The following is a 24,183-nucleotide window of genomic DNA, read 5'->3' on the forward strand; positions in this document are numbered from 1 at the left end:
AAGATCATCTGATCCTTAAAGACAGGGGGACTTAAAATGAGAAAGCTACAGACATCTTTATCAGAAACGGGTAAAATTATCAAAGCAATTGCAAACGACGCAAGGCTGCAAGAAACGGTTCATAATGTTGTAAACGAAGTCGTTCGGTGCTTTAATACCGGCAAAAAAGTGATGCTATGCGGAAATGGAGGAAGCGCAGCGGATGCACAGCATCTGGCTGCTGAATTATCAGGCCGGTTTTATATAGATCGCCACCCATTGCCGGCAGAAGCATTACATGTAAACCCCTCGTACATAACGGCCGTAGCCAATGATTATTCCTTTGACAAAATTTACTCCCGTTATGTGGCCGGGGCTGGTAAAGAGGGCGATATTTTAATCGGTCTTACCACTTCAGGAAATTCTGAAAATATTGTTCAGGCTTTTAATGCAGCCCGCGAAAATAAAATTATTACAATTGGGTTTACCGGAAAAAACGCGGGAAGAATAACACAATTATCTGACTTTTTAATTCAGGTTCCGTCAACCATCATTCCCCGAATTCAGGAAATGCATCTTTTAATAGGGCACGTAATTTGTGAAGTTGTGGAAAAAGAGATGTTTGCGCATGAAGGGTAAAAACAAAGCACTTTTTCTGGATAGAGACGGAACAATAAACATCGAAAAAAATTATGTTTATAAAATTGAAGATTTCGAATTTATACCCGGCATTTTTGATTTGATTTCTGACTACCAGAAAGAAGGTTTTTTGATTTTTATTGTTACAAATCAATCGGGAATAGCACGCGGGATGTACACAGAAATTGACTATGAGATCCTGACCCGTTGGATGATAAACCAATTTAAACAAAAAGGGATTTACATAACCAAAGTTTATCATTGTCCCCACCACCCGGAAATCACGGGTGAATGCAATTGCAGAAAACCAAATCCCGGAATGATTTTACAGGCAATTGAGACGTATAACATCAGTCCTGTTAATTCAGTGTTGATTGGCGATAAAAAAAGAGATTTTTTAGCGGGCAAAAAAGCAGGAATAGGAAAGAATTTATATATTCAGGATGTTTTAGGGAATAACTAGTTTTTAATACGATTAAGAGTGCAGCATTTCACAAAATCAGAAATAAGTTATATAGAAGATCGCTATCAGGATTTTCTGAAAGTAATCCAGGATAAGTTTGACGAGGAGCGTTTGCAGCGAATTGAAAAAGCTTTTCGGTTTGCCAATGCTGCGCACGATGGCATAAAACGAAAATCGGGTGAGCCATACATAATTCATCCTATTGCAGTTGCAAAAATAATAGCAAAAGATATTGGTTTGGGGGCGACTTCAATTTGTGCCGCACTTTTACACGACGTGGTTGAAGATACTGAATATAGCGTTGCCGACATTGAAAATATGTTTGGCGAAAAAGTAGCTAAAATCGTCGATGGTTTGACCAAACTTTCAGGCGATTTTGACTCCCGGCAGGCACTAACACTCAAAAAGATGCTGATGACGCTGTCTGACGATGTAAGGGTAATTCTGATAAAAATTGCCGACCGCTTACACAACATGCAGACGCTCGACTCGATGATGCCTCACAAAAAAATTAAAATTGCAGGTGAAACATTGTTTCTGTATGTCCCGCTTGCACATCGTTTAGGGCTTTATGCCATCAAAAATGAACTAGAGGAACTCAGTTTTAAATACAAACACCCAGAGGAGTACAACCAGATTATTTATCTCCTTCACAACCAGGAAGAAAAACGAAATTACCTTGTCAACGAATTCATAAAGCCAATCAACGAGAAACTTAACATTGAAAATATAGAGTGTTCGGTTTCCCATCGTTTAAAATCGACTTACTCCATTTGGCAAAAAATGAAAAAGAAAGGTGTGTCGTTTAACGAAATATACGATTTGCTCGCCATTCGGATAGTTATAAAAGCCAAACCCAATATTTCAGAGAAAAGACAATGTTTTGACGTGCTCTCCATTGTAACAGACATATACAAACCCAAACCCGACCGGATTCGCGATTGGATTACCATGCCAAAAGTAAACGGGTATGAATCGTTGCATGTTACAGTTATGGGACCGCAGGGTAAGTGGGTCGAGGTTCAGATCAGGACAGAACGAATGGATGAAATTGCAGAACGTGGGTTTGCAGCTCATTACCGCTACAAAGATATAAGCACGTACGAAAATGAACTGGAGACCTGGATTGAGCGGATCCGCGACCACCTCCAAAATCCTGAATCAGACGCATTCGAATTTCTTGATGATTTCAAACTCAATTTATATTCTACGGAAATCAACATATTCACCCCAAAAGGTGATATGATAACTTTGCCGCAGGGATCAACCATTATTGATTTTGCATATGACATTCACACTGATTTGGGAAATAAATGTATCGGTGCAAAAATAAACCTGAAACTAGTACCTGTAAGTCATGTGCTGCAGAATGGCGATCAGGTTGAAATATTGACATCGGAAAACCAAACACCAAAACTGGAGTGGCTAAAATTTACTACTACAGCAAAAGCCCGTGCAAAAATAAAAGACGCTTTTAAACTTGAAAAGAAAGAACATATTGAGAGAGGGAAAGAGATTGTTGAAGAGGCGATAAAAAACGCAAATGCTCCGCTCACATCCAATAATTTGAAAAAAATAATTGCACATTTTAACCTAAACAACAAGGAACAGTTGTATTCTGAAGTTGGAATGGGTTTTTTGGAAATGGAAGGAGTAGATGAAATTCTGGGTAAAAAATCTGAAAACAAACTTGTAAAATACTGGAACATCACTTTTAGCCGAAAGAAAAAAGATGAACCGGAAAACGCAGAAAAAGACACACAAAAGACCGGCAAAAGTATCGACAGAAAAAAGCCCTTTATACTAAAAGAAGGTCAGGACAATGTAAAATACTCGCTGGCCAAATGTTGCAATCCAATTCCCGGAGAAAAGGTTATCGGATACATCAGTTCCGACGAACATATTATCATTCACAAAACCGGCTGTAAAGAAGTGGAAAAATTTCTTTCAAGCCAGGGCGAAAGAATAATTACTGCTGAGTGGACAAAATTTAAACGTCAGTCATATTTAACCCGTCTCCGGCTGGATGGTTTTGATAGAGTTGGGATAGTTAATGAAGTCACAAATGTAATTTCAAAGGAACACAATATAAACATGCGTTCTGTTAAATTCGACACAAATGAAGGAATTTTCGAAGGAGATCTCTTCCTCTATATTCATAATACCGACGATTTAAATAACCTTATTAGCCGCTTAACCAGGATAAAAGGAATTGACACAGTTTCTCGAGTGGAAAAACTTTACGATTAATTAGAATCATTCTATAAAATCAAAAAAAATTTTTATTTTTGATGCCTATTTAAAATTGGTTTAATTATGAATAGCCAGAAAACCAGAGAGACTGTAAGAAATATGTTTACCGATTATCTTGAAAAAAACGGGCATCGGAAAACACCGGAAAGATTCGCAATTCTTGAAGAAATATATTCAAGAGAAGGGCATTTTGATATTGAGTCTCTGTATATTTCAATGAAAAATAAAAATTACAGGGTGAGTAGAGCTACTTTGTATAATACCATTGATTTGTTGCTGGATTGCAAATTGGTGGTTAAACACCAGTTTGGAAAAAATATTGCTCAATTTGAAAAGGCTTTTGCAACCATGCAACATGACCACCTGATCGATACAAGTAATGGGAAGGTGGTTGAATTTTATGATCCGCGAATAAGAGAAATAATTGAAGATGCATGTCTGAAAAATAATTTTAAACTGTCGCATCATACACTTTATATTTACGGAGAGAATATAAAATAGAAAAAACTGTTCCATTTTACCATTATATAAAATCCTGTTGGTAAGAAGTTTTTTTATTCATGTAAACAAAAAATATTTGTACTTTTAAGTGCTTAAATAGAAAGCCGTGAAAATTTTATCGGAGAGATTAAATTTTCACGGTTTTGTGTGTAAAATAAAATCAAATCACTAATGAAGGTAGATGTATTACTAGGCCTGCAATGGGGCGACGAGGGAAAAGGAAAAATTGTTGATGTATTGACACCTAAATACGATGTAATAACCCGGTTTCAGGGCGGACCTAATGCAGGACACACTTTGGAATTCAATAATATAAAACAGGTTTTGCACACAATACCGTCAGGGATTTTCAGAGAAAATAAAGTAAATATTATTGGGAACGGAGTTGTAATTGATCCTATTGTATTTAAAAAAGAAATTGAATCATTGAAAAAGATTGGATTCGACATTTCCAAAAACCTCTATATTTCAAAAAAAGCACATTTAATTTTACCCACTCACCGTATTCTCGATGCGGCTTCAGAAAAAAAGAAAGGGAAAACTAAAATTGGCTCAACATTAAAAGGAATTGGTCCTACTTACAAAGACAAAATTGGCAGGGAAGGCCTGCGCGTTGGCGACCTTTTTATCAATTTTGAAGAAAAATACAGTTCCCGAATCGAAAACCACAAGGTTATGCTAAAAGAGTTTTTCAAATACGATTTTGAAGATGAACTTTATGCATGTGAAAAAGACTGGTTTGAGGGTATTCAGATGCTTAAATCGTTTGAGATAGTTGATAGTGAACACATGATCAACGACCTTCTGCAGGAAAATAAATCGGTGCTTGCTGAGGGTGCTCAGGGAACACTTCTTGATATCGATTTTGGTTCTTATCCCTTTGTAACCAGTTCGAATACAATTTGCGCAGGAGCTTGCACGGGACTCGGAATTGCACCACAAAAAATAGGTGAGGTATTCGGTATCTTCAAAGCCTACTGTACTCGTGTTGGAATGGGCCCCTTCCCCACCGAACTGTTTGATGAAACAGGAACAAAATTGCGGGACGCCGGTCATGAATACGGATCAACGACGGGAAGACCGCGTCGTTGCGGATGGCTCGATTTGGTTGCGTTAAAATATGCGGTAATGTTAAATGGGGCAACCGAGCTAATTATGATGAAAGCAGATGTACTGGATGAATTTGAAACCATAAAGGTTTGCGTAGGTTACGAAATTGACGGTGAAGTTGTAGAACATTTCCCTTTTGAATTGACCGACGACGTAAAACCGATTTATGTTGAACTTCCCGGCTGGCAAACCGATTTAACAAAAATCAAAAGCCAGAATGAATTTCCCGAAGAACTGAACAACTACATCTCTTTTATTGAAGAAGAAATGGAAATTCCGGTTTCAATTGCATCGGTTGGACCAAATCGTGAACAAACGATTTTCCTCGGGAAATAACAAAAACTAATCATTACCAAATAGATAGGAATCCTTTATTTTATAAAATAAAGGATTTTTTTGTTTTCTGGCTTTGGAAAAAACAGAAAAAAGGCCTGTTTAGCAGCTGCCCGATTTATGAAAGATTTACATAAGCCACCAAAACTTCAGAAATTATTAGTATTACATTCTTTTATTCCCGTTGAAACTTAGTTATATTTAAGCATTCTAAAAAAGAAACTTATGTACCCGACAATAGGACAGTATGGATTGTATACTGACTTCTATGAATTAACAATGGCTCAGGGCTATTTTTTTTATGGAAAAAAGGAGCAGACTGCCAACTTCGATTATTTTTTCCGTACCAATCCATTTAAAGGCGGGTTCACTGTTTTTGCCGGTCTGGAAGATTTTCTTGATTTTTTGTCCGGTTTCTCTTTTGAAAACTCAGATATTGAATATTTGGAGCAACAAGGACTAAAAACTGAGTTCCTTAATTATTTGAAAGACTTCAGGTTCAGCGGGAATATTTTTAGCGTGAGTGAAGGCGAGATTATTTTCCCAAATGAACCGGTTTTGCGCATCGAAGGAAATTTAATTGAATGCCAACTTATTGAAAGTTTACTTTTAAATATTTTGAATTTTGAGTCGCTGATTGCCACCAAGGCTTTTCGTATAAAACTGGTTTCAGACAAAAAAATATTTTCAGATTTTGGAATGCGGAGAGCCCAGGGTTTGGGAGCTATTCATGCCAGCCGTGCTTCATTTATTGGCGGGGCTTCATCCACTTCAAATGTGCTGGCCGCGAAACTTTTTGATATTCCTGTAAGCGGAACACAGGCGCATAGCTGGGTTCAGAGCTTTGATACCGAGTTGGAAGCTTTTCGTGCTTACGCTAAAATTCATCCTGAAAACACAATTTTACTGGTCGACACTTTTGACACCCTAAAATCGGGAATTCCTAATGCGATTAAGGTCGCAAGGGAAATGGAAAAAGCCGGAAACCGTTTATCTGGTATCAGGCTCGACAGCGGAGATTTGGCATTCTTAAGTATTCGTGCAAGAAAAATGCTTGATGAAGCCGGTTTCAATTATGTAAAAATTATTGCTTCAAATCAATTAAACGAGTTGGTCGTAAAAAGTCTTTTGAGTGAACAAAATGCAGCTATCGACGCTTTTGGTATTGGCACCGAACTTGCGACAGGAAAACCCGATGCAGCCTTAGATGGAGTTTATAAATTGGCAAAAATTGGAGACAAACCAAAAATGAAAATCTCTGAAAATATAGAAAAAGTGACTTTGCCGGGCAAAAAACAGGTTTACCGTTTTTCCGACAGCGAAGGAAATTTTTACAGAGACGCCGTTTTACTTGAAGAAGAAAACATCGAAGATGTGAAAATACTCTACCATCCGGTTTATCCTGAGAAATTCACCTCTGTTCAGGATTGCTCATTTGAGCCGTTGCTACACAAGGTTGTTGAAAATGGAAGTAGCCTACTTAAGAAAAAATCTCTTGTTGAAATTCATAACTATCTTTTGGAAAGAGCAAAACTCCTTCCCAATGAACATAAACGTTTTATCAGCCCTCATTTGTACAAAGTAGGAATTTCAAAAAAGCTGATGGAAACCAGAAATAATTTGGCGACACAATTAAAAACAAATAAATGAATTAGCTGCTATGACCGAGATTATTCGACCAACATTTGTTGTAGATAAAGAGATTTGTTTGCGTAACATTGAAAGGATGGCTAAAAAAGCGAGCGAAAACAAAATGCGCTTTCGGCCTCATTTTAAAACACACCAGTCTGCAAAAATAGGTGAATGGTTTAAGCTTTTTGATGTTGACGCGATAACGGTTTCGTCGGTAAATATGGCGGAATATTTTGCAACAAACGGCTGGAAGGATATTACAATTGCATTCCCGGTTAATGTACTTGAAATAACAAATATTAACCGGCTGGCAGCTAACATAAAATTAAACATCCTGGTTGAAAATCTGGATTCAGCTCAAATTCTTATAAAAAAAATAAGGTATCCGATAGGGATTTATATCAAAATAGATACCGGTTATAACCGAACAGGAATAGCACCCTCAAAAACCGGTATCATCGAAAATATAATCAGCTGTTTTTCTCAAAATAAAAAAATCACTTTGAAAGGCTTTTTAACACATACAGGACACACATACCAGGCACGCTCGACCAACGAGATTTTTAGCCGCCATTTTGATGCTTTGTTAAAAATGAAGTCACTCAAACAGAGATTTAAGATTGATTTTCCGAAAATTGAAATTAGTATGGGGGATACACCTTCAAACACACTGTGTACCAATTTCAGCGATGTTGATGAAATCAGACCCGGGAATTTCATTTTTTATGATTTGATGATGGAAAACCTTGGAGTGTGCGATTACAAGGACATCGCTGTAAGGATGGTTTGTCCTGTTGTAGCCAAACAGCTTTCACGTAACGAAATTGTTATCTATGGAGGGGCAGTTCATTTATCGCAGGATTCGATCGCAAACATCGACGGAAAAAGAATGTTTGGAAGAATTGTTATTCAAAAAGATGGAGAGAAAAAGTTACTTCCGCCTTTGAATTATGTTGCAAGACTCTCCCAAGAACACGGAATTTTAAAAGTTACTCAAGCACAATTTAAAAATTTCCAGGTCGGCGATCTGGTTGAGATTATTCCTGTCCACTCCTGTCTTACGGCCAATCTGGCAAAAAAATATCTTACAACCGATGGAGAAGAAATTCTTACGGTAAACTCATAGAAATTGAAAACAGCCCCTGGATATTGGACAATATGCAGAACATAAGTTTTTAACCTGCAATAATAAAAACGTTAAAAAAGTTACTCCAAAAACAGTCTACATTTATTCTTTCTCGACTCTGATTTAAAAATCCCAATCAACGGCAAACGACAATATTTCCCTCCCGGACTTTTCTATACAATTTCATACCTACTGGCTCCGGTTTCGACAAAAGAAATAATACTTTGCAGTGTACAATTCACCATACTGCTTACTGCGGCATCGGTATAAAATGCAATATGCTGTGTCATAATCACATTGGGAAACTGTCGCATGTAAGCCATATCGCGATTACTGATAATGTCATTCCTACGGTCGAGGTGGTATATCCCGGTTTCATTTTCAAAAACATCCAAGGCCAGTGCACCAATTTTCTGCTTTTCAATTCGCTTAACAACATCTGGAATATTCATTAACTCACCACGGGCGCAATTCACTAAAATAACGCCATCTTTCATTTTTTCAATCGCATCCGCATTTACCATCCGGCGGGTTCCTTCATTTAACGGAATATGAAAACTTATTATGTCCGACTGTTTGTATAACTCATCCAAAGACACATAGCTTGCCAGTTTTTCAATATGCTCTTTTTTTGAATTGCTGTATGCCAAAATTTTACATCCAAATCCGGAGAGATTTTTAATTACCTGTTCACCAATACTTCCTGTCCCGATTATACCAACAGTGAGATTTCTTAGTTCCTTACCACGCAAACCTGGTAAAGAATAGTCGTTTATATTTGCACGATACATTGCCTGCTTATATTTGCGCAAGGACATTAGAATCAGCATTACAGTATAATCGGCGACTCCGTTTGGCGCATAACGGGCGGTACTAATTTTAATCCCTAAGCTTTTGGCAGCCGACACATCAATATGATTGTATCCAATGGTACGGGTAGCAATACTTCTAACTCCCATTTTGTGTAGTTTTTGTAACAGGCCTTCATCAATCAAACTATGCCCCAAAACTGTTACGGCGATGCTTCCTTCTGCTAAATCCAGTAAACTCTCACTCAGCACTCCGGAAGTATACTGCACACGAATATTGAGTGCTTTTGCATGTTCTTCAAAAAATACTCTTTCGTCATCTCTAAGCTCATAAGCTGTGATCTGAATTTTAGTTCTTCCCATTGTCTCAATTTTCATTAACCAATTACTTTAAACTTGCAGGCAAAAATAAAACCAGCCATTGGCTATCGCATTAAAACAAGTGCGGGATTAATAATTTGTTTAAATAGTCTTCTCACTTTTGGGCTGTAGCAACTGCAGAATTTTTTATATTGTCAATTTTCATCCTTTTCTTCCAACAGGAATCAAAGATTGGTAATAATCTCAGCCAGCAATTATCGTCAAGCCAGATGATCATTTTTTACAAACACTTATACAAATTCCCACCCGAAATATATTTTTTATGGAAAAAATGTTGTCAATATTATCTTTAAGCCCAATCACTAATAAATATCATTCTTACAAAAAAACCTCTGTATATTTTTAAAGAGCAAAAAAAATAACAAATAAACTAACAAAAAAACAAATACATATTCATAATATTAACAATTAGAAAATCATACATTTCCAGAAAAACAGATTAAATACAAAATTTGAAAAGATGAAATATTTTACAAAAATTATTCCGGTGCTTTTATACCTGACTTTTTTTTCAGCGGCAAAAGCGCAAAATATTGCGGAAAAGTACGACCATTACAACGCATTCAAAGAACTCACAAAGAACAAAGTTCTTCACGGCTATTTTGAGCCGCACTGGTTTGAAAATTCAACGTCGTTTTGGTATAGCATCCAAACAGAAGACGGAGAAAAGTATTATACCGTTTTAGCAGAGCGAAAGAAAAAGACAGAACTACTTGATGTAAATAAACTTATTTCAGAACTTTCAATAATCAGTAAAAAAAGCATTACACGTGAAGAAATAACAGACATTCATCCGTCTGATAATTTAAAGGAATTTACGTTCGTGTATGACCAAAATGTTTGGACCGGCTTATTGCCATCTTACAAATTATCCATTAAGGAACCATATAAAAAGCCCACACGTCCGGAATGGTCGATGAGACGGCGAGACCTGTCAGGTAACAACCCGGTGGAATCTCCTGATGGCAAATGGACTGCATTTGTTCAGGACTATAATGTTTGGGTTCAAAACAAGGAAACAGGAGAAACAACACAACTAAGTTACGATGGCGGTATCGGACTTTATTATTCATCGTTTATTCAATGGTCTCCCGACTCAAAAAAAATTGTCTCCAGCCTTTATCAACCGGCAGAGAAGCATATGGTAAACTATATTGAATCGTCGCCGGAAGATCAGATTCAACCCAAGTATTCGTCCATCGAATATTATAAACCGGGTGATGCTCTTCCTCAGAGTTATCCCTGCGTTTTTGATGTAACCAGGAAAATGATGGTTGCTTCGTGTAAAGAAATGATTCCCAATCAATACAATATTGGAAGGCCTCAATGGCGGAACAACAGTGAAAGTTTGACTTTTGAATACAACAAACGCGGACATCAGGTCTACCAGATAATTGAAATGAATGCGGAAACCGGAAATTGCCGCGCGCTAATTAACGAAACGCAACCCACCTTCATCGATTATAGCAGCAAAAAATACCGTTATGATGTGAACGACGGGAAAGAAATTATTTGGGCATCGGAACGAGACGGATGGAATCACCTCTATCTTTATGACGGAGAAACCGGAAAGGTAAAAAATCAAATCACAAAGGGAGAATGGGTTGTGCGTCGTGTGGAATATGTTGATACACTTAAGCAAAAAATTGTTTTTGCGGCCAGTGGAAAAGAAGGCGGCGACCCGTATTTTTTATACTACTACAGCATTAATTTTGATGGTTCCGGACAGAAACTTTTAACTCCGGAAAACGGCAACCACCGTGTTAGTTTTTCTCCAAATTATAAATTCATGGTCGATTCATGGTCGAAAGTAGATGTGCCACCAACGACTATTCTACGCAGCGCGGAAACAGGAGGAGAGATTATGCCGCTTGAAAAAGCGAATATCAGCCAACTACTTGCAACAGGATGGAAAAAACCAGAAGTATTTTCAACAAAAGGCCGGGATGGAAAAACCGATATTTGGGGAGTATTCCTAAAACCATCCGATTTTGATCCGTCAAAAAAATATCCGGTGATAGAATATATTTATGCCGGCCCGCACGGAAGTTTTGTCCCCAAAGATTTTAGCGCTTACTACAACCGTTGTCGCCAATCATTAGCAGAACTTGGATTTATTGTGGTTATGATTGACGGAATGGGGACGTCCAACCGTTCAAAAGCATTCCACGATGTTTGCTGGAAGAACATCAAAGACGCGGGTTTCCCCGATCGTATTCTTTGGATAAAAGACGCAGCAAAAGAATATCCGTTTATGGGCATCAGCAAAGTTGGAATCTATGGGAAGTCTGCAGGTGGCCAGAACTCAACTGCAGCGGTTCTTTTTCATCCTGAATTTTATAAAGTGGCGGTTTCGGTGTGTGGATGCCACGATAACCGAATGGACAAAATCTGGTGGAACGAACAGTGGATGGGGTGGCCCGTCGGACCAGAATATTCAGCAAGCTCAAATGTTGACAATGCTTACCGTTTGCAAGGCGATTTGATGCTGATGGTTGGCGAAATGGATAAAAATGTCGACCCCGCTTCAACTTACCAGGTTTGTAATGCCCTGATAAAAGCCAACAAAGATTTTGATTTTCTGGTGCTGCCAGGAAAAGGCCACGAATGGGGAGGTGAATATGGTGAGCGGAGAATTTGCAACTACTTTGTAAACCATGTCATGAATGTTGAGCCCCCCCGAATGAACAGCAGCGATTTTGGGAAACGACTCATAAAAACGGATATTGATATCGACAGATAAGCGACGGATAAAAAGAAAGGCTTTCACATGCCGTGAAAGCCTTTCTTTTTATATGCGATATATTATAAATTTCAATTCTACTGCGCTATAAATTTTGAAAAACCTCCGATAAAAAAAATATTGTACATCAATGAATATTTTTCAAGTAAACGAAATCCATCGGCAGATAAATCCATCACATTCGGATAAAAATTCACCATCATCTTTTTTGCTTTTTGGTGAATCCCAGCCGCCAGCTCCTGATTATCTTTATTTTCTTCTGAAAGTTTATCCACCATTTTGTTCATAATGTTAACCTCGTCGGCTAAACGAACTTCGTTGTAATTCTTATCCTTATCACAAACAGACTCAGCAGTACTAAATATTTGATTTGCATAGGTTAAAATCAGTTCCCCCAACTTTTCACTATAAACGATACTCGGATAAACTTCGTTTACTGACCGCCAAACTTCATCTTTAAATTGACTTTGAAAGGTTTCCAGGATATTATCCAATTCCCGAAATTCAGAAATTAAACTGGCCCGAAAATTATTTGAATCAAATTTTTCCATGTTTTTATAACAACTTTAACGGTAAAAAGATTAATCTGTCTTTTATAACATTGATTTTGATTGTAAAATTAATGTTAAAAAATTGTTAAGCGAAATATTTAGATATATTCTAAAACAGCTTCTCGTCAATTTATTTCGGATGCTCTGCTTAGTGCTTCGAAATAAGCTGTTACCGGGTACATTTTTTCGTCGTACCAAAGCGAGGCAAAATACAATCCGATGGGTGCTGATTTAAATCCGTTTTTATGAATATATTTTTCGAGCCAACGAAAACCGGAATCACATAATTCTTTGTTTTCTTCTGAAATAAGTGCTGAAATCGCCAGCGAAGTTTCTTCAATGGTGCCGGGAACATTCTTATCGCCGCCCCAGCTTCCTTCGGTATTCTGAACCGAAACCAAAAATGTTTTCCCTCTCTGAATCATTTTCTGAAGCTTCTGTTTTGTTTCTTCTGAATACCATTTATGAGTCGCCGCATCTTTTAAATACGTCACTACGCGTGCCGTTCCATAAACCGGATTTAAATGCCCATCGTTTAATTGATTTCCAAACCAAAGCGGCAGCCAACTCCCCAGTTCTGATTGTTTTTTCTGAAGGTAATCTACCGTACCTTCAAAAATATCTTCCAAAATGCGCTTGTCTTTTTTAGGCAACTCATCATGATAAGTTTCCATAACAGCAGAAACAGCCAGCAAACAATGTCCGGTCAAATCCGAACAACTCTGATCAAACGGTAATTTTCCCCAGCCTTTGGAAAAAGTCGGAAATCCGCCGTCATTATTTCGTAATTCTTTTAACCATTTTGCACCGGCTAACACTTCATTCTTCACCATTTCTTTGGGTTGAAGTTTCAACAGTGCCAGAATAGCTCCAGGCGTGTCATCACCGTCGGGAACAGAACCTGAAAAATTCGTCCATCCCCAACCACCCGGGCCGGTTCCATTAAACGGATGAACACGAATATTCTGAATCAATTTAAAATGATCTGCAATTTTATCTTGCTGGTCAGTCGTTAAGAAACCGTTTAGATTCTCGCGATATGCTTTTACGGAAAGCGAAGTTACCCAGGTTGATAAATCCACATCAATAGGCCAGCCACCATCTTCGCGTTGTGTTCGTTTCAAAAACAGAATTCCCTTTTTTACCACCTCAGTTTCAGCAAAACCGGAATTTATCAAACTCAAAGCAACAAAGGCAGTCAAAGGAATTGCTTCCAGAAATCCACCACTTTCAGGCAACATTTTATGCAAAATATTCATTGCTTTTTGGATGGAAAACTTCCGAACCATTCGCCAAAACAAATTCGATTTCTTCTTCTTGAAAATTACAATTCCAACTGCTACCAGGGCTGGAATGGCATAACTTACCACGCTTAAATTCAATAAACGGTAAAAGCGCCGGGGCAACAAAGAAAGTTCAAAAGGCAGTTGTGGAATATGATTAAACGCATCTTCGCCCGGAACATTACAAAGTCCGCACATGGCCAAAATAGGCACTGAAAACGTGTAATCTTTTTGGTAATACGCCAAAATAAATTCAGCCACTTGCGGCGAATTCACATCAATTTTCAGCGAGTTCAAATAAACGGCAATTTTTTGTTGTGTTTCTTTCACCGACTGTTCTTTTGCTGAATACAAATTCAAAGCCGCATAAACCAGCAAACTTGTACTTACATTCCCGGGACTTTCTGGTGTATCTCCGTAACTTCCATCAACGTTTATATTATTTTGCAGCCACAAAATCCCCTTTTTAATTTCTGTAGAATTCTGTTTCGCATCATCAAAATGTAAGGCCGCAACAGCCACTGCCACGCCCAATGCACTCGAAGAAAGCCGGCCCTCCCAATAACCTTCGGAATTCAGATCCAAGGCAATTCGTTTGCCAATTTTGTTAAGTTGATTTTGTATTTTCTTCTTATCCATTGCCATTCCAATCTCCGAAATCTTCATGAAGCTATTTATTGGGCTAAAGCCCGTTTGCAGCGGACTATCAATAACCCCAGACTTAAGCCTGGGGTTATTAGTCGTAATTTAATCAGGGGCTTTAGCCCATTATTTTTTACTCTTAAATTTCTACGCAAGCACACCCAAAGTTAGCAAACCATAAAAAGTATATTCCAAATCGCGGAAAGAATCTCCGTCCCCCTATAAAAAAGCGCTGTTTTCATAATTCTCCTGAACCAAAATCAGAATAATCAGAATAGGCATTCAATATTTTTTCAAACAAGAAGCAAACAAATCTATTGCGAAGTCGAGACTTAAGCAATTTTAAATTCTCCATCAAGTAACTCAACATTAAAATTCACTTTTGCATGAAGTGCATTAAAAACACGTAAAATCGTCTCAATCGTTACATTTTTTGCATTATTCTCAATTCGCGAAATCTGAGATTTCTGAACACCAATCATTTCACCCAACTGAGATTGTGTGAGGTGTCTTTCTTTACGGGTTTGCCTTATCATTTTCCCCAACAAATCAAGCCTTAACTCATATTCATATTGATTACGTTTCTCCGTTCCAACTTTCCCTACATATTTATCCTTCGCCTCTTCTAAGGTGTAAATTCTCAATTTATTATTTTCCATGACTGCTATCTTTCACTTTTTTGTTCAAAATACTGCTTCATTATTTTTTTCGCGTTTTCTATCTCTGCTTTTGGAATTTTATCTGTCTTTTTTACGATTCCATGTGTGGCAACAACCAACGTGTCCGTTCTATCCGTCTTGTCCCAGAAGGCAAATAACCGATAATAAGTTTTTTTGTATTTAGTTCTGAACTCCCAAATCAAATCATCAAGCTTTTTGAATAATTCCGGGTCATTTACATATTTTGCTTTGTCAATATTATACAGAACCTTATCTCTCGATTTTTCATCAAGCATATCAAGTAAATCCCAGACTTCTCCAAGCAAAAGAACGTTGAATTTTTGTTTCATTCGAATAGGCTTATGCAAACAAAATTACATAAAAGTTCTAATATATAGAAACTTTTTTTATTGCGGAGAGTTCTTTTCTGAAAGCACTCCCAAAGTTAGCAAACCATAAAAAGTATATTCCAAATCGCGGGAAGAATCTCCGTCGCCTGATAAAAAAGCGCCATTTTCATAATTTTCCTGAACCAAATTCAGACAATCAGGAGCAAGCGTTCGTATGTCTTGCCCAACTTTTTGCAAGGCAAAAAGCGCAACTGCCGTTGAAAGCAAATCGGCATTTGTTTGCTCAGGAAAAACTTTAAATCCTTTTCCTTTTTCAAAATAATGCAACAGGATTGCGGCTTCCTGTTTTACATTTTTCCCCGTTAAAAATTTGGCCATTAACAGCGCGGCAGAAAAACTACAAGGTAAATCTTCGGGTAGTTTGTAGAACTTTAGAAAAATCCGAACAAAAAAATAAACGATTCTGTTTTTTCCGAATAAAGCATCAAAACTGAGCATAAACAGGAAAAATCGGTAGGCTGTATTTACATTCTTTCCACTTTTTGAAAGCCACCGAAATAATTCAAAAAAAGATGGTTTTTGAAACTGCTCCTCATCCAACGACAAACGAATTAACAACAAAGAAAATCTATCGATTACCTTTTTTTCATCTTGTTGAAGTGTTGAAATATATTGATTTAGTTTTTTCAACTGCTCATTCAATTTTAATCCTTTTGAAAGCCAGCATCCAAACAATGAATAATACAAATCGGGATTTTCTGCGCGATCAGTAAAAGCTCCGTTTTTATGTTGTTGTGTTTTTATAAATTCTATGACTTCTGCCCTACTCATTTTATCGAGCAACAAAAATCCTTTTTCAATTTCAGAAATAAACTGACGATAAACGGGTTGGTATGAATTCCGACGACTCACCTTACGATTTGAAAACTTTTCCCATAACTCCGTACAAACTTAATCGCAATTTTTTGTTTTGAAGTTTGTCCAGCTCTGCGTAACATTTTTGTACGTAGTCCGCGAGATATTTGTCAGCCGTAACTTCGGTGTCGTGTTGTTCAAAACACTCCAGCAACACATCAAAATTTTCAGTTTTAATAATGTCTGAAAAAGTAGGCGAATGACCGTTGATACTTTGCTTCAACAACGACAACAAAAATGGAAAATCGAACGCATGTTTCAGGTGATTGGTTTCGCGAAGCTCATTTAAATCATCGCGAATTTGATAGGCAATTCCAAAATATTCAGCAAATTTTGACAAAATCTGAAGTTCAGATTCCGCAGCATTCCCAGCAATCGCGCCGGTCATTAATGCTACTTTCACTGCTTCACCGGTTTTCTGTTCAAAAATCTGCAAAATTTCATCCACCGATTTTTGCGCAATATTTTGCTGTAAAAGAATGTCAGCGCCCTGGCCTTCGGAAAGATTTAAATGCGATGTCGCCACCACTTTTAAACAATTTGCTTTAACTTTTGCATCGCAGGGCACAGTGGCCAACAACTGGTAACCTTTACCAATTAAATAATCGCCAATATTAATTGCGACAGGCACTCCGACACTTTTATGCAGCGCCGGTTGCTCGTAACGAAAATCCTCATTATCCTGAATATCGTCGTGTACCAGCGATGCTTTGTGAAAACACTCAATAATCAAGGCCAGCGCAGACTGCACTTCTCCTGAAATTTCCTCTGCATACGACTGATACGCAAGCAAAGCCAACAGTGGGCGCATGCGTTGTCCGCCCAGTGCCATGGTTTTTAAAGCCAGTTTCTCAGTATCTGTATTCCCCTGAAAAAATTTGGCTAAACTTTCCTCTGAGAAATATTCCTGTACCCGATTTTTTATCATCGAAACAGAAAGCGGTTGAAATTCTTTTTTATCTGTAATCTGCTCAATTTCGGAAAAAAGCCATTCATAATCGAGTGAAGTATTTACACAGCCATCGTATAAAAGTGGCAGGCCGATTACCGGAACCGCAGCGCGTGAAACCGGATCAAACGAATTTTGCAATACCGGCATACAACTTACGCCAATTACCGCATCAATAGAACCTTCTTCCACCAAACCAATGGCAACCGTTGTTCCTTCGGCCACAAGCGTTGAATATCCCAACTCCTCAGCCCTTCCAAGAATATCATCAATCTGGCAACCTTTGCAACCCGCACAAATTAATCCCAATTCATCAAACACACCTTTGCATTGCAGATTATTTCGCAAACACTGTGGCAACAGCAAAAGTCGCCGATTGAAAGGCGTTGCGTTAACCACATCACGCCAGGTTTCGTTTCCTAGTAAAACGATGGTAAAATCCAGAAATTCTTCATCCAGATTTAAACGCGTCAAAAGTTCTTTTGAACTGGTTTCCAGCAACTCAAATGAAGCCGGTGGCATAATATTTTTTTCAGCAGCAAACACAGCAACTTCCTTCCGCAACAATTCACGGATTTGCTTGTCTTTTGGAACTTTTAATATGCGTTTTTTTGCTGTCATTTTTTATCCGTATGCCCCCAATCCAAAAAAGGCACGTTTTTTTGCAAAGCGGTAAATCCAGCCTTTTTCAGGAACAGGAGTTCCGGAACCGTGGCTCGGAACCAGAGGCATTGCTTTTAATCGTTCGGCTTCGTTTTCTCTTCCTGAAGAATCTTTTGCATTGTATTTTTCTGTCATTTCAACCAGCCATTTCGGGTCTTCCATAATTACACAGCCCGATGTTTTTTTTGGAATTTCATTTCTTAAAGCTTCCAGAAAAACCGATTCTTTGTAAATATTTTCAAGTGACTTATCCTCGACATTTTCTGCGGCAAACTGAATAACCGGGCAAGGTTCAACAAAACCCGATGCATTAATGTGATGACTCAAGCCGGTTGCTGCCGGGCAAAGTCCATTTCCATCCTGATCCCAGTACGCATCAATAATTGCGATATCAAACTGCGAGCGGGCATCTACCATAAATTGCCGCAGCTTTTGAATTTCATGTTTTTCCAAAGCCAGTTCAACAGTCGAATCCGCTCCCACCGGCCGGTAAATATAATACCAGAGGTAAGCCACATTTTTCTGAATCAGCGAATTGATAAAATCAGCAGAAAGCGCCAAATCCATATTCGATTTACAAACACTCATCGCCACTCCTGTAATTAATCCGGCATTGGTAGCATTTTCAACAGCTTCCACAGTTCGGCGAAAAACATCCTTCCCCCGGCGGCGAATATCAGCAACTACTTCATCGCCTTCAAAACTAATGAGCGGTGTTACATTTCCCAATTTTCGCAATTCTTCCGCCACTTCCGGAGTAAGCAGTGTCCCGTTTGTAAACAACTGGAAATAACAATCCGGATGCTTTTTCAGAACTTCAAAAAGAGGTCTGTATGTTAACGGCTCTCCACCCAGAATTCCAAAAAAATAAGAACCTTTTGCTTTGGTCTCTTCAATAATCCGGTTCAATGTTTCCGGCGACATGCGGGAGTTCTTTTTTTTATGTGTCACCCAGCAGCCTTGGCAATTCAGGTTGCAATCGTCGGTAACCGAAATAAAATGAAACGCCGGAAAAAAATCGCCATTTTTCAGTCGTTTTTGGTAACGCGCAAAACTCAGCGAACCTTTTACTCCCATGTTGTACACAAATTTGTACAAACATTTTCTATCTGTATTTTTAAGAATCCTTTTTATCATTCTTTGTAAAATCCATTCCCAATTTAAACTCGGCCAGTGCTTTTCTGCGTTCTTCCTCTGCTTGTTCAACAACGCCCTGTCGGAAAATGTTCCGGCGATTTTGATTGCGGGCATTCAATGTTGTGAGCAAACTTCCTTTGTCAATCGACACCTTTTTCCCATTGGGTTCGTCTCCTGCCAGCACTGTGTTTTCTGCCAAACGAGGAAACATAATCGCCGAAGTCGGACAGGTTCTTCCACACGCAGGACAACCATTTTTGCAGGCCAGCGGATCAACTACGTTCAACTTTTTTTTATCGAAGCTGTAAACACCAAACAAACAAAATCGTGCACATTTTCCACAATTGGAACACAACGATTCATCAATTACAGGAAACCATGCCGGCACATCTAAATCGGTAATCTGAACCTGATAACGGGCTTCGCCTTTTTCAATTTTAAAATCATTCTCCAACTTCGATAAAATCTTGTCAGCCGACAGTTCTTTAAAATTCAGCACTTCAAAATTACCAAAATCAATTCCGTTTTGCCGGAACATATTTTTAATGGCCCGCGGATAACACGCCACAATTATTTTTTGCTGAAATTCCTTTCCGATAGCATTTAACAAATCTTTTTCGTTGATGGTTAAAGCACATAAATCCTGCAACTCAAAAAGATCGACATCTAAATTTTTCAAGCCATTCAGAATTCCTTCCATCGATTCCGAAGAAATCACCTGAGCTTTACAGCGGCAAAAAAGTACGCATGATTTTTTTTCCATAACCTCCTTTGGTTAACACTCCTAAATAACCAAAATTTTAGACAAATGTAAAATGAATACGACAGAAAAGAGTTTGAATGGGACAAATTTAGAACAAAAGCTAATTTTTAAATCAAAACGGTCAAATTTATATCCTGCCAGATTGTATATTTGATAAAAAACGAAATGGAAAAACTAAGCAATTTACCCAATATCAGCAAAGTTTTGGAAAACGAGTTAGAACAGGTTGGAATTACTTCCGCTGAAGAGTTACGGGAGGTGGGGACAGAGAGTGCTTTTGTCCGTATTCTGACCATTGACGAAACGGCTTGCTTTAGTAAACTTTGTGCGTTGGAGGGAGCCATCCAGGGAATCCGCTGGCACAATTTATCGTCCAACCGGAAAGAAGAATTACGTGGATTTTTTAGAATAAAAAAGTTGAAATAAATACATGTAACAACAGACTACAAAGAGAAAACAAATTAAAACCTTGGCGAAATGAAACCACGTTTAAATATTGTAACACTGGGTGTAAAAAACCTCCAAGAATCAAGAGCTTTTTACAAAAATGCTTTCGGCTGGGAACTGGCCAACGGAAGTGATGAAAACATTGTATTTTTCAATCACGGAGGAATTGTGCTGGCTTTATACCCATTAGACAAACTGGCTGAAGATGCGGGAATTACAGCAGAACGTTCCGGCTTTTCGGGAGTAACACTGGCTATCAATCAGGATTCAAAAGAAGCATTGATTGAAACGTTTAATAAAGCAGTAGAAAACGGAGCTAAAATTCTGGTGGAACCGCGCGAAACCTTCTGGGGAGGTTTTGATGCCTACTTTGCCGATCCCGATGGCCATCCCTGGGAAATTGCCTGGGCACCATTCTGGAAGTTTGATGAACAGGGGAGTTTGTTTTTGGGATAACCGACCTTCAAGCAAAAAAGGATGCCACCTTTTTGTAAAGACGGCTTCCTTCCCGGGTTCAGCAATTTTTATTCGCTGTAATTTAAATGGCTGTTAAAGATCGCAAATTCCAACTATTTTTCAGGAATATTTTCGAGTGTCACCACCAGAAAATCCCAGAATTTTTTTACACTTTCAATATTTACTTTTTCATCAGGAGAATGAGGGAAACGAATGGTGGGACCAAACGAGATCATATCCCAGTTCTGATACTTTCCTCCAAGAATTCCGCACTCCAGTCCGGCATGAATTGCCTTTATTTCAGGTATTTTGTTAAAATTTTTATTATAGACTTCCTGCATTGTTTTCAAAATAGGTGAATCCATGTTGGGTTTCCACCCGGGATAGGCGCCGGTAAAAGACACCTCGGCTCCGGCAAGGGTAAAAACAGCTTTAATTCTTGAAGCCAAATCCTCTTTGGCCGAATCTACCGAACTGCGCATCAATGCAGCACACAAAATAGTTTTCTTTTGAGCATCCGATTTTACGATAGCCAGGTTTGTTGAAGTTTCAACTAACCCTTCCATACTGTCGCTCATTCGAACTACCCCGTTGGGGCATGCGACAACCGACAAAGTAAGACGAACCTGTGTTTTTTCATCTATCAAATCTGAAGGGACTGTTGCCTGCTCAACGGTAATTTTTAAATCGGGTTCAGTAACAGCCAGTTCGGTTTTAATTGTATCAGAAATTTCTTCAACCAGGGCTACAAAATCTGCAACATCCGCTTCGTTTACTGCAAGCAAACCAAAAGCCTCACGAGGAATAGCATTTCGTAAACTTCCCCCATCAATACTCGCCAGGCGCACACCAAGTTTTGCGTATGCCGCATTCAGAATACGAAAAAAAACCATATTGGCATTTCCTCTTCCCAGTGAAATATCCATTCCCGAATGTCCCCCTTTCATACCGGTTACATTTAGTTTCATCCCGGTGAAACCGGCGGGCACTTTTTCTGTTGAGTAGGCAAACAAAGCACTGGCATCCTCCCCGCCGGCACAGCCTACATACAATTCACCTTCGTCTTCAGAATCCATATTAATAAGAATATCGCCCTGAAGGACGCCCGGGGCCAATCCGTTTGCTCCGTCCATCCCGGTTTCTTCGGTTGCAGTAAGTAAAACCTCAACCGGCCCATGTTGAATTGTTTTTGAAGCCAATACCGCCAGGGCCGCAGAAACCCCGATACCGTTATCTGCTCCCAATGTTGTACCCCTTGCTTTTACCCAGTCGCTATCTACAAAAGCTTCAATCGGATCTGTTTCAAAGTTGTGTTCTTTATCGCTGTTTTTTTGCGGAACCATATCGAGATGCCCCTGAAGAATTACACCTTTCCGGTTTTCCATTCCGGATGAAGCAGGCTTGCGGATTATCACATTCCCTGCATCATCTTTGAGGGTTTCCAAACCCAAATTTTTCCCAAAATTATACGCCCACCTCTGAATTTCTTCTTCGTGATCAGAGGGACGTGGAATTTTTGTCATCCGATCAAAAATGCTCCAGACTTCCCGGGGCTCCAAACTTTTTATTTCAGTATTCATGATTATGATTTAATATTTTATTTCTGTTGCTGCTTCTTTAATACCAAAAATTGTAACGATACTTATTTTTTAATGTGATAACAAAACAAAAGGAAAATTTATAATTTGTCAAAATTCGCAAAAAATCCTTGCAAAATGTATAAAATTTCAGTTAAAGAATGTAAAACCTGATATGCATCCACGATTTGTTATGATATAATTGATACTTTTAGCCCTTTCAAAAAAAATTAATATGAGTGATAAGAACAAGGCATTTTTCGGACATCCGATTGGATTGTCAACTTTATTTGCCAGCGAACTTTGGGAGAGGTTTAGTTACTATGGAATGAGAGCACTATTGGTGCTTTTTTTAACTGCGACGTTTGCTTCCGGTGGTTTCGAAATGGCGGAACTTGATGCATTTACTATTTATGGAATTTTCACCGGTCTGGTATATGTAACTCCTATCATTGGAGGAATGTTAGCCGACAAAGTACTTGGGCAACGCAAATCAATTTATATTGGCGGTTTAACCATGGCAATTGGTCAACTTCTGCTGGCTTCTAGTGCCTGGCTTCACGGAGCTGATGTAGATGTTGAATTACGAAAAACATTATTTTTCTCAGGACTGGGGATTTTGATAGCAGGTAACGGCTTTTTTAAACCCAATATTTCAACCATGGTTGGTGAACTGTACGATAACAACGACCCAAGAAAAGACGGTGGCTTTACCATTTTTTACATGGGGATAAATATTGGTGCATTTCTTTCACCACTGGTTGCCGGAAAATTGGGCGAACAGGTGGCCTGGCAATATGGATTCCTGTCGGCGGGTGTTGGAATGATACTTGGAACAGTATGGTTTTTTGTTCGCAGCCACACACTTGGCCATATAGGAATGCCTCCAAAGGTAAAAGCAGAAAGGGTACGCCTGATAATAAAAGACTGGATAAGCATTTTGATTTATGTCGTAGGCTTGGTAGGCCTTATTTTTGGTGTCATTGTAGGTTGGGGCGTTTTGCCGTCAGCGGTAAGCAAAACCATTATTTATGTTGTAGCTATTGGAGGTACACTCTACCTTTTATCCAGTATTTTCAAAGGTACATCAGGAAAAACAGAATGGTCGAGAGTCGGAGTTATTCTAATCCTGGCCTTGTTTAATGTCTTTTTCTGGAGTGGTTTTGAACAGGCAGGAACCACATTTAACATATTTGCGCGCGACAATACGCAAAGAATGGTTGGAAACTGGGAAATTCCAGCTACCTGGTTTCAAAGTATAAATGCTTTTTATATTGTTGCTTTTGCTCCTCTTTTTAGTATTTTGTGGGTAAAACTCGACAGGGTTAAGCTTAATCCCAGTACTCCACAAAAATTTGGATTGGGAATGACTTTTCTGGCTTTAGGTTTTGTGATTATGGCCATTGCTTTTTCAAAATCAACATCCGGGGAAGAAGTAAGGTTGGTGAGCCCGTTGTGGTTGGGAATGGTTTATATGTTTCATACATGGGGCGAGCTTTCTTTGTCGCCGATTGGGCTGTCGATGGTTACCAAACTTTCTCCGCCCAAACTGGTATCAACCATGATGGGAATCTGGATGGGATCGTGGGCAGCTGGAAACTTTGTTGCTTCACAAATGAAAGCTATATCGATCCGTCTGCAGGATCTATTGGGAATGGAAATTCAGGTTTTCTGGTTAATTGCAATTCAGTCAGCAATTATCGCAGCCATTCTGTTTTTGATGGCGCCCATGTTAAAAAGAATGATGCACGGAATCAAATAAAATACTTCAACAGACATAAAAAAACCGGCGCTGGCCGGTTTTTTTATGTCTTATTTTTTT

21 protein-coding genes are annotated in these 24,183 nt (G+C 38.7%); 11 read left to right on the forward strand and 10 right to left on the reverse strand.

Features of this window, described 5'->3' with window-relative positions; genetic code table 11:
- Positions 1-36: 36 nt before the first annotated feature.
- The 7 genes from GM418_RS05415 (at position 37) to GM418_RS05445 (ending at position 8,036) form a co-directional block, all read left to right on the forward strand.
- Complete coding sequence (locus tag GM418_RS05415; RefSeq protein ID WP_158863926.1) at positions 37-618, forward strand: D-sedoheptulose-7-phosphate isomerase; 582 nt, start codon at positions 37-39, stop codon at positions 616-618.
- Positions 608-1,081, forward strand: a complete 474-nt coding sequence (locus GM418_RS05420) for a D-glycero-alpha-D-manno-heptose-1,7-bisphosphate 7-phosphatase (protein WP_158863928.1) — start codon at positions 608-610, stop codon at positions 1,079-1,081. Before GM418_RS05415 ends, GM418_RS05420 begins: the two co-directional genes overlap by 11 nt.
- 18 nt (positions 1,082-1,099) lie before the next feature.
- Positions 1,100-3,331 carry a RelA/SpoT family protein gene (locus tag GM418_RS05425; protein WP_217447711.1) on the forward strand — a complete coding sequence of 744 codons (2,232 nt, stop codon included), beginning with the start codon at positions 1,100-1,102 and terminating at the stop codon, positions 3,329-3,331.
- Positions 3,332-3,397: 66 nt separating this feature from the next.
- Entirely contained in the window at positions 3,398-3,835 is a 438-nt protein-coding gene (locus tag GM418_RS05430; RefSeq protein ID WP_158863930.1) for a Fur family transcriptional regulator, read from the forward strand.
- Between the two features lie 171 nt (positions 3,836-4,006).
- Positions 4,007-5,281: an adenylosuccinate synthase gene (locus GM418_RS05435; protein ID WP_158863932.1), complete on the forward strand. Its 1,275-nt coding sequence runs from the start codon at positions 4,007-4,009 to the stop codon at positions 5,279-5,281.
- Positions 5,282-5,503: 222 nt separating this feature from the next.
- Entirely contained in the window at positions 5,504-6,928 is a 1,425-nt protein-coding gene (locus GM418_RS05440) for a nicotinate phosphoribosyltransferase (protein ID WP_158863934.1), read from the forward strand.
- Between the two features lie 10 nt (positions 6,929-6,938).
- Entirely contained in the window at positions 6,939-8,036 is a 1,098-nt protein-coding gene (locus tag GM418_RS05445; RefSeq protein ID WP_158863936.1) for an alanine racemase, read from the forward strand.
- A gap of 173 nt (positions 8,037-8,209) precedes the next feature.
- On the opposite strand, the gene GM418_RS05450 is transcribed toward GM418_RS05445, so the two are convergent.
- Positions 8,210-9,223, reverse strand: a complete 1,014-nt coding sequence (locus tag GM418_RS05450) for a D-isomer specific 2-hydroxyacid dehydrogenase family protein (RefSeq protein WP_217447712.1) — start codon at positions 9,221-9,223, stop codon at positions 8,210-8,212.
- A gap of 463 nt (positions 9,224-9,686) precedes the next feature.
- Between GM418_RS05450 and GM418_RS05455 the strand changes: the two genes are divergently transcribed.
- Positions 9,687-11,969 (forward strand): S9 family peptidase, encoded by a 2,283-nt coding sequence (locus tag GM418_RS05455; protein WP_158863938.1) that lies wholly within the window; start codon positions 9,687-9,689, stop codon positions 11,967-11,969.
- Between the two features lie 77 nt (positions 11,970-12,046).
- Here the strand turns inward: GM418_RS05455 and GM418_RS05460 are convergent, their stop codons facing one another.
- From GM418_RS05460 to GM418_RS05495, 8 genes are all read right to left on the reverse strand, one after another.
- Entirely contained in the window at positions 12,047-12,520 is a 474-nt protein-coding gene (locus GM418_RS05460; protein WP_158863940.1) for a hypothetical protein, read from the reverse strand.
- Between the two features lie 125 nt (positions 12,521-12,645).
- Positions 12,646-14,469, reverse strand: a complete 1,824-nt coding sequence (locus GM418_RS05465) for a prenyltransferase/squalene oxidase repeat-containing protein (RefSeq protein ID WP_158863942.1) — start codon at positions 14,467-14,469, stop codon at positions 12,646-12,648.
- Between the two features lie 308 nt (positions 14,470-14,777).
- Complete coding sequence (locus tag GM418_RS05470) at positions 14,778-15,104, reverse strand: helix-turn-helix domain-containing protein (RefSeq protein WP_217447713.1); 327 nt, start codon at positions 15,102-15,104, stop codon at positions 14,778-14,780.
- 5 nt (positions 15,105-15,109) lie between these two features.
- Positions 15,110-15,454, reverse strand: coding sequence for a type II toxin-antitoxin system RelE/ParE family toxin (locus GM418_RS05475; RefSeq protein ID WP_158863944.1), 345 nt, complete (start codon positions 15,452-15,454; stop codon positions 15,110-15,112).
- A gap of 57 nt (positions 15,455-15,511) precedes the next feature.
- On the reverse strand, positions 15,512-16,366 hold the full coding sequence (locus tag GM418_RS05480; protein ID WP_158863946.1) for a hypothetical protein: 855 nt from the start codon (positions 16,364-16,366) through the stop codon (positions 15,512-15,514).
- Position 16,367: 1 nt separating this feature from the next.
- On the reverse strand, positions 16,368-17,939 hold the full coding sequence (locus GM418_RS05485; protein ID WP_158863948.1) for a polyprenyl synthetase family protein: 1,572 nt from the start codon (positions 17,937-17,939) through the stop codon (positions 16,368-16,370).
- Between the two features lie 3 nt (positions 17,940-17,942).
- Positions 17,943-19,118, reverse strand: a complete 1,176-nt coding sequence (locus tag GM418_RS05490) for a radical SAM protein (protein ID WP_158863950.1) — start codon at positions 19,116-19,118, stop codon at positions 17,943-17,945.
- Positions 19,099-19,881 (reverse strand): ATP-binding protein, encoded by a 783-nt coding sequence (locus GM418_RS05495; protein ID WP_158863952.1) that lies wholly within the window; start codon positions 19,879-19,881, stop codon positions 19,099-19,101. Before GM418_RS05495 ends, GM418_RS05490 begins: the two co-directional genes overlap by 20 nt.
- Positions 19,882-20,046: 165 nt before the next feature.
- Here GM418_RS05495 and GM418_RS05500 point away from each other — a divergent pair, with 165 nt between their 5' ends.
- Positions 20,047-20,307: a TfoX/Sxy family protein gene (locus tag GM418_RS05500; RefSeq protein ID WP_158863954.1), complete on the forward strand. Its 261-nt coding sequence runs from the start codon at positions 20,047-20,049 to the stop codon at positions 20,305-20,307.
- 51 nt (positions 20,308-20,358) lie between these two features.
- Positions 20,359-20,784, forward strand: a complete 426-nt coding sequence (locus GM418_RS05505; RefSeq protein ID WP_158863956.1) for a VOC family protein — start codon at positions 20,359-20,361, stop codon at positions 20,782-20,784.
- Between the two features lie 113 nt (positions 20,785-20,897).
- On the opposite strand, the gene GM418_RS05510 is transcribed toward GM418_RS05505, so the two are convergent.
- On the reverse strand, positions 20,898-22,364 hold the full coding sequence (locus GM418_RS05510) for an aminoacyl-histidine dipeptidase (protein WP_158863958.1): 1,467 nt from the start codon (positions 22,362-22,364) through the stop codon (positions 20,898-20,900).
- 232 nt (positions 22,365-22,596) lie between these two features.
- Here GM418_RS05510 and GM418_RS05515 point away from each other — a divergent pair, with 232 nt between their 5' ends.
- Positions 22,597-24,123 (forward strand): peptide MFS transporter, encoded by a 1,527-nt coding sequence (locus tag GM418_RS05515; RefSeq protein WP_158863960.1) that lies wholly within the window; start codon positions 22,597-22,599, stop codon positions 24,121-24,123.
- Positions 24,124-24,183: the final 60 nt, after the last annotated feature.

The organism is Maribellus comscasis, from assembly GCF_009762775.1.
GTDB classification, from domain to species: domain Bacteria; phylum Bacteroidota; class Bacteroidia; order Bacteroidales; family Prolixibacteraceae; genus Draconibacterium; species Draconibacterium comscasis.

Bases quoted from the DNA above. Each gene is read 5' to 3' on its own strand.
- GM418_RS05415 (WP_158863926.1), top strand. From the start codon at position 37: ATGAGAAAGCTACAGACATCTTTATCAGAAACGGGTAAAATTATCAAA.
- GM418_RS05420 (WP_158863928.1), top strand. From the start codon at position 608: ATGAAGGGTAAAAACAAAGCACTTTTTCTGGATAGAGACGGAACAATA.
- GM418_RS05430 (WP_158863930.1), top strand. From the start codon at position 3,398: ATGAATAGCCAGAAAACCAGAGAGACTGTAAGAAATATGTTTACCGAT.
- GM418_RS05435 (WP_158863932.1), top strand. From the start codon at position 4,007: ATGAAGGTAGATGTATTACTAGGCCTGCAATGGGGCGACGAGGGAAAA.
- GM418_RS05440 (WP_158863934.1), top strand. From the start codon at position 5,504: ATGTACCCGACAATAGGACAGTATGGATTGTATACTGACTTCTATGAA.
- GM418_RS05445 (WP_158863936.1), top strand. From the start codon at position 6,939: ATGACCGAGATTATTCGACCAACATTTGTTGTAGATAAAGAGATTTGT.
- GM418_RS05450 (WP_217447712.1), bottom strand. From the start codon at position 9,223: ATGAAAATTGAGACAATGGGAAGAACTAAAATTCAGATCACAGCTTAT.
- GM418_RS05455 (WP_158863938.1), top strand. From the start codon at position 9,687: ATGAAATATTTTACAAAAATTATTCCGGTGCTTTTATACCTGACTTTT.
- GM418_RS05460 (WP_158863940.1), bottom strand. From the start codon at position 12,520: ATGGAAAAATTTGATTCAAATAATTTTCGGGCCAGTTTAATTTCTGAA.
- GM418_RS05465 (WP_158863942.1), bottom strand. From the start codon at position 14,469: ATGAAGATTTCGGAGATTGGAATGGCAATGGATAAGAAGAAAATACAA.
- GM418_RS05470 (WP_217447713.1), bottom strand. From the start codon at position 15,104: ATGGAAAATAATAAATTGAGAATTTACACCTTAGAAGAGGCGAAGGAT.
- GM418_RS05475 (WP_158863944.1), bottom strand. From the start codon at position 15,454: ATGAAACAAAAATTCAACGTTCTTTTGCTTGGAGAAGTCTGGGATTTA.
- GM418_RS05485 (WP_158863948.1), bottom strand. From the start codon at position 17,939: ATGACAGCAAAAAAACGCATATTAAAAGTTCCAAAAGACAAGCAAATC.
- GM418_RS05490 (WP_158863950.1), bottom strand. From the start codon at position 19,118: ATGATAAAAAGGATTCTTAAAAATACAGATAGAAAATGTTTGTACAAA.
- GM418_RS05495 (WP_158863952.1), bottom strand. From the start codon at position 19,881: ATGGAAAAAAAATCATGCGTACTTTTTTGCCGCTGTAAAGCTCAGGTG.
- GM418_RS05500 (WP_158863954.1), top strand. From the start codon at position 20,047: ATGGAAAAACTAAGCAATTTACCCAATATCAGCAAAGTTTTGGAAAAC.
- GM418_RS05505 (WP_158863956.1), top strand. From the start codon at position 20,359: ATGAAACCACGTTTAAATATTGTAACACTGGGTGTAAAAAACCTCCAA.
- GM418_RS05510 (WP_158863958.1), bottom strand. From the start codon at position 22,364: ATGAATACTGAAATAAAAAGTTTGGAGCCCCGGGAAGTCTGGAGCATT.
- GM418_RS05515 (WP_158863960.1), top strand. From the start codon at position 22,597: ATGAGTGATAAGAACAAGGCATTTTTCGGACATCCGATTGGATTGTCA.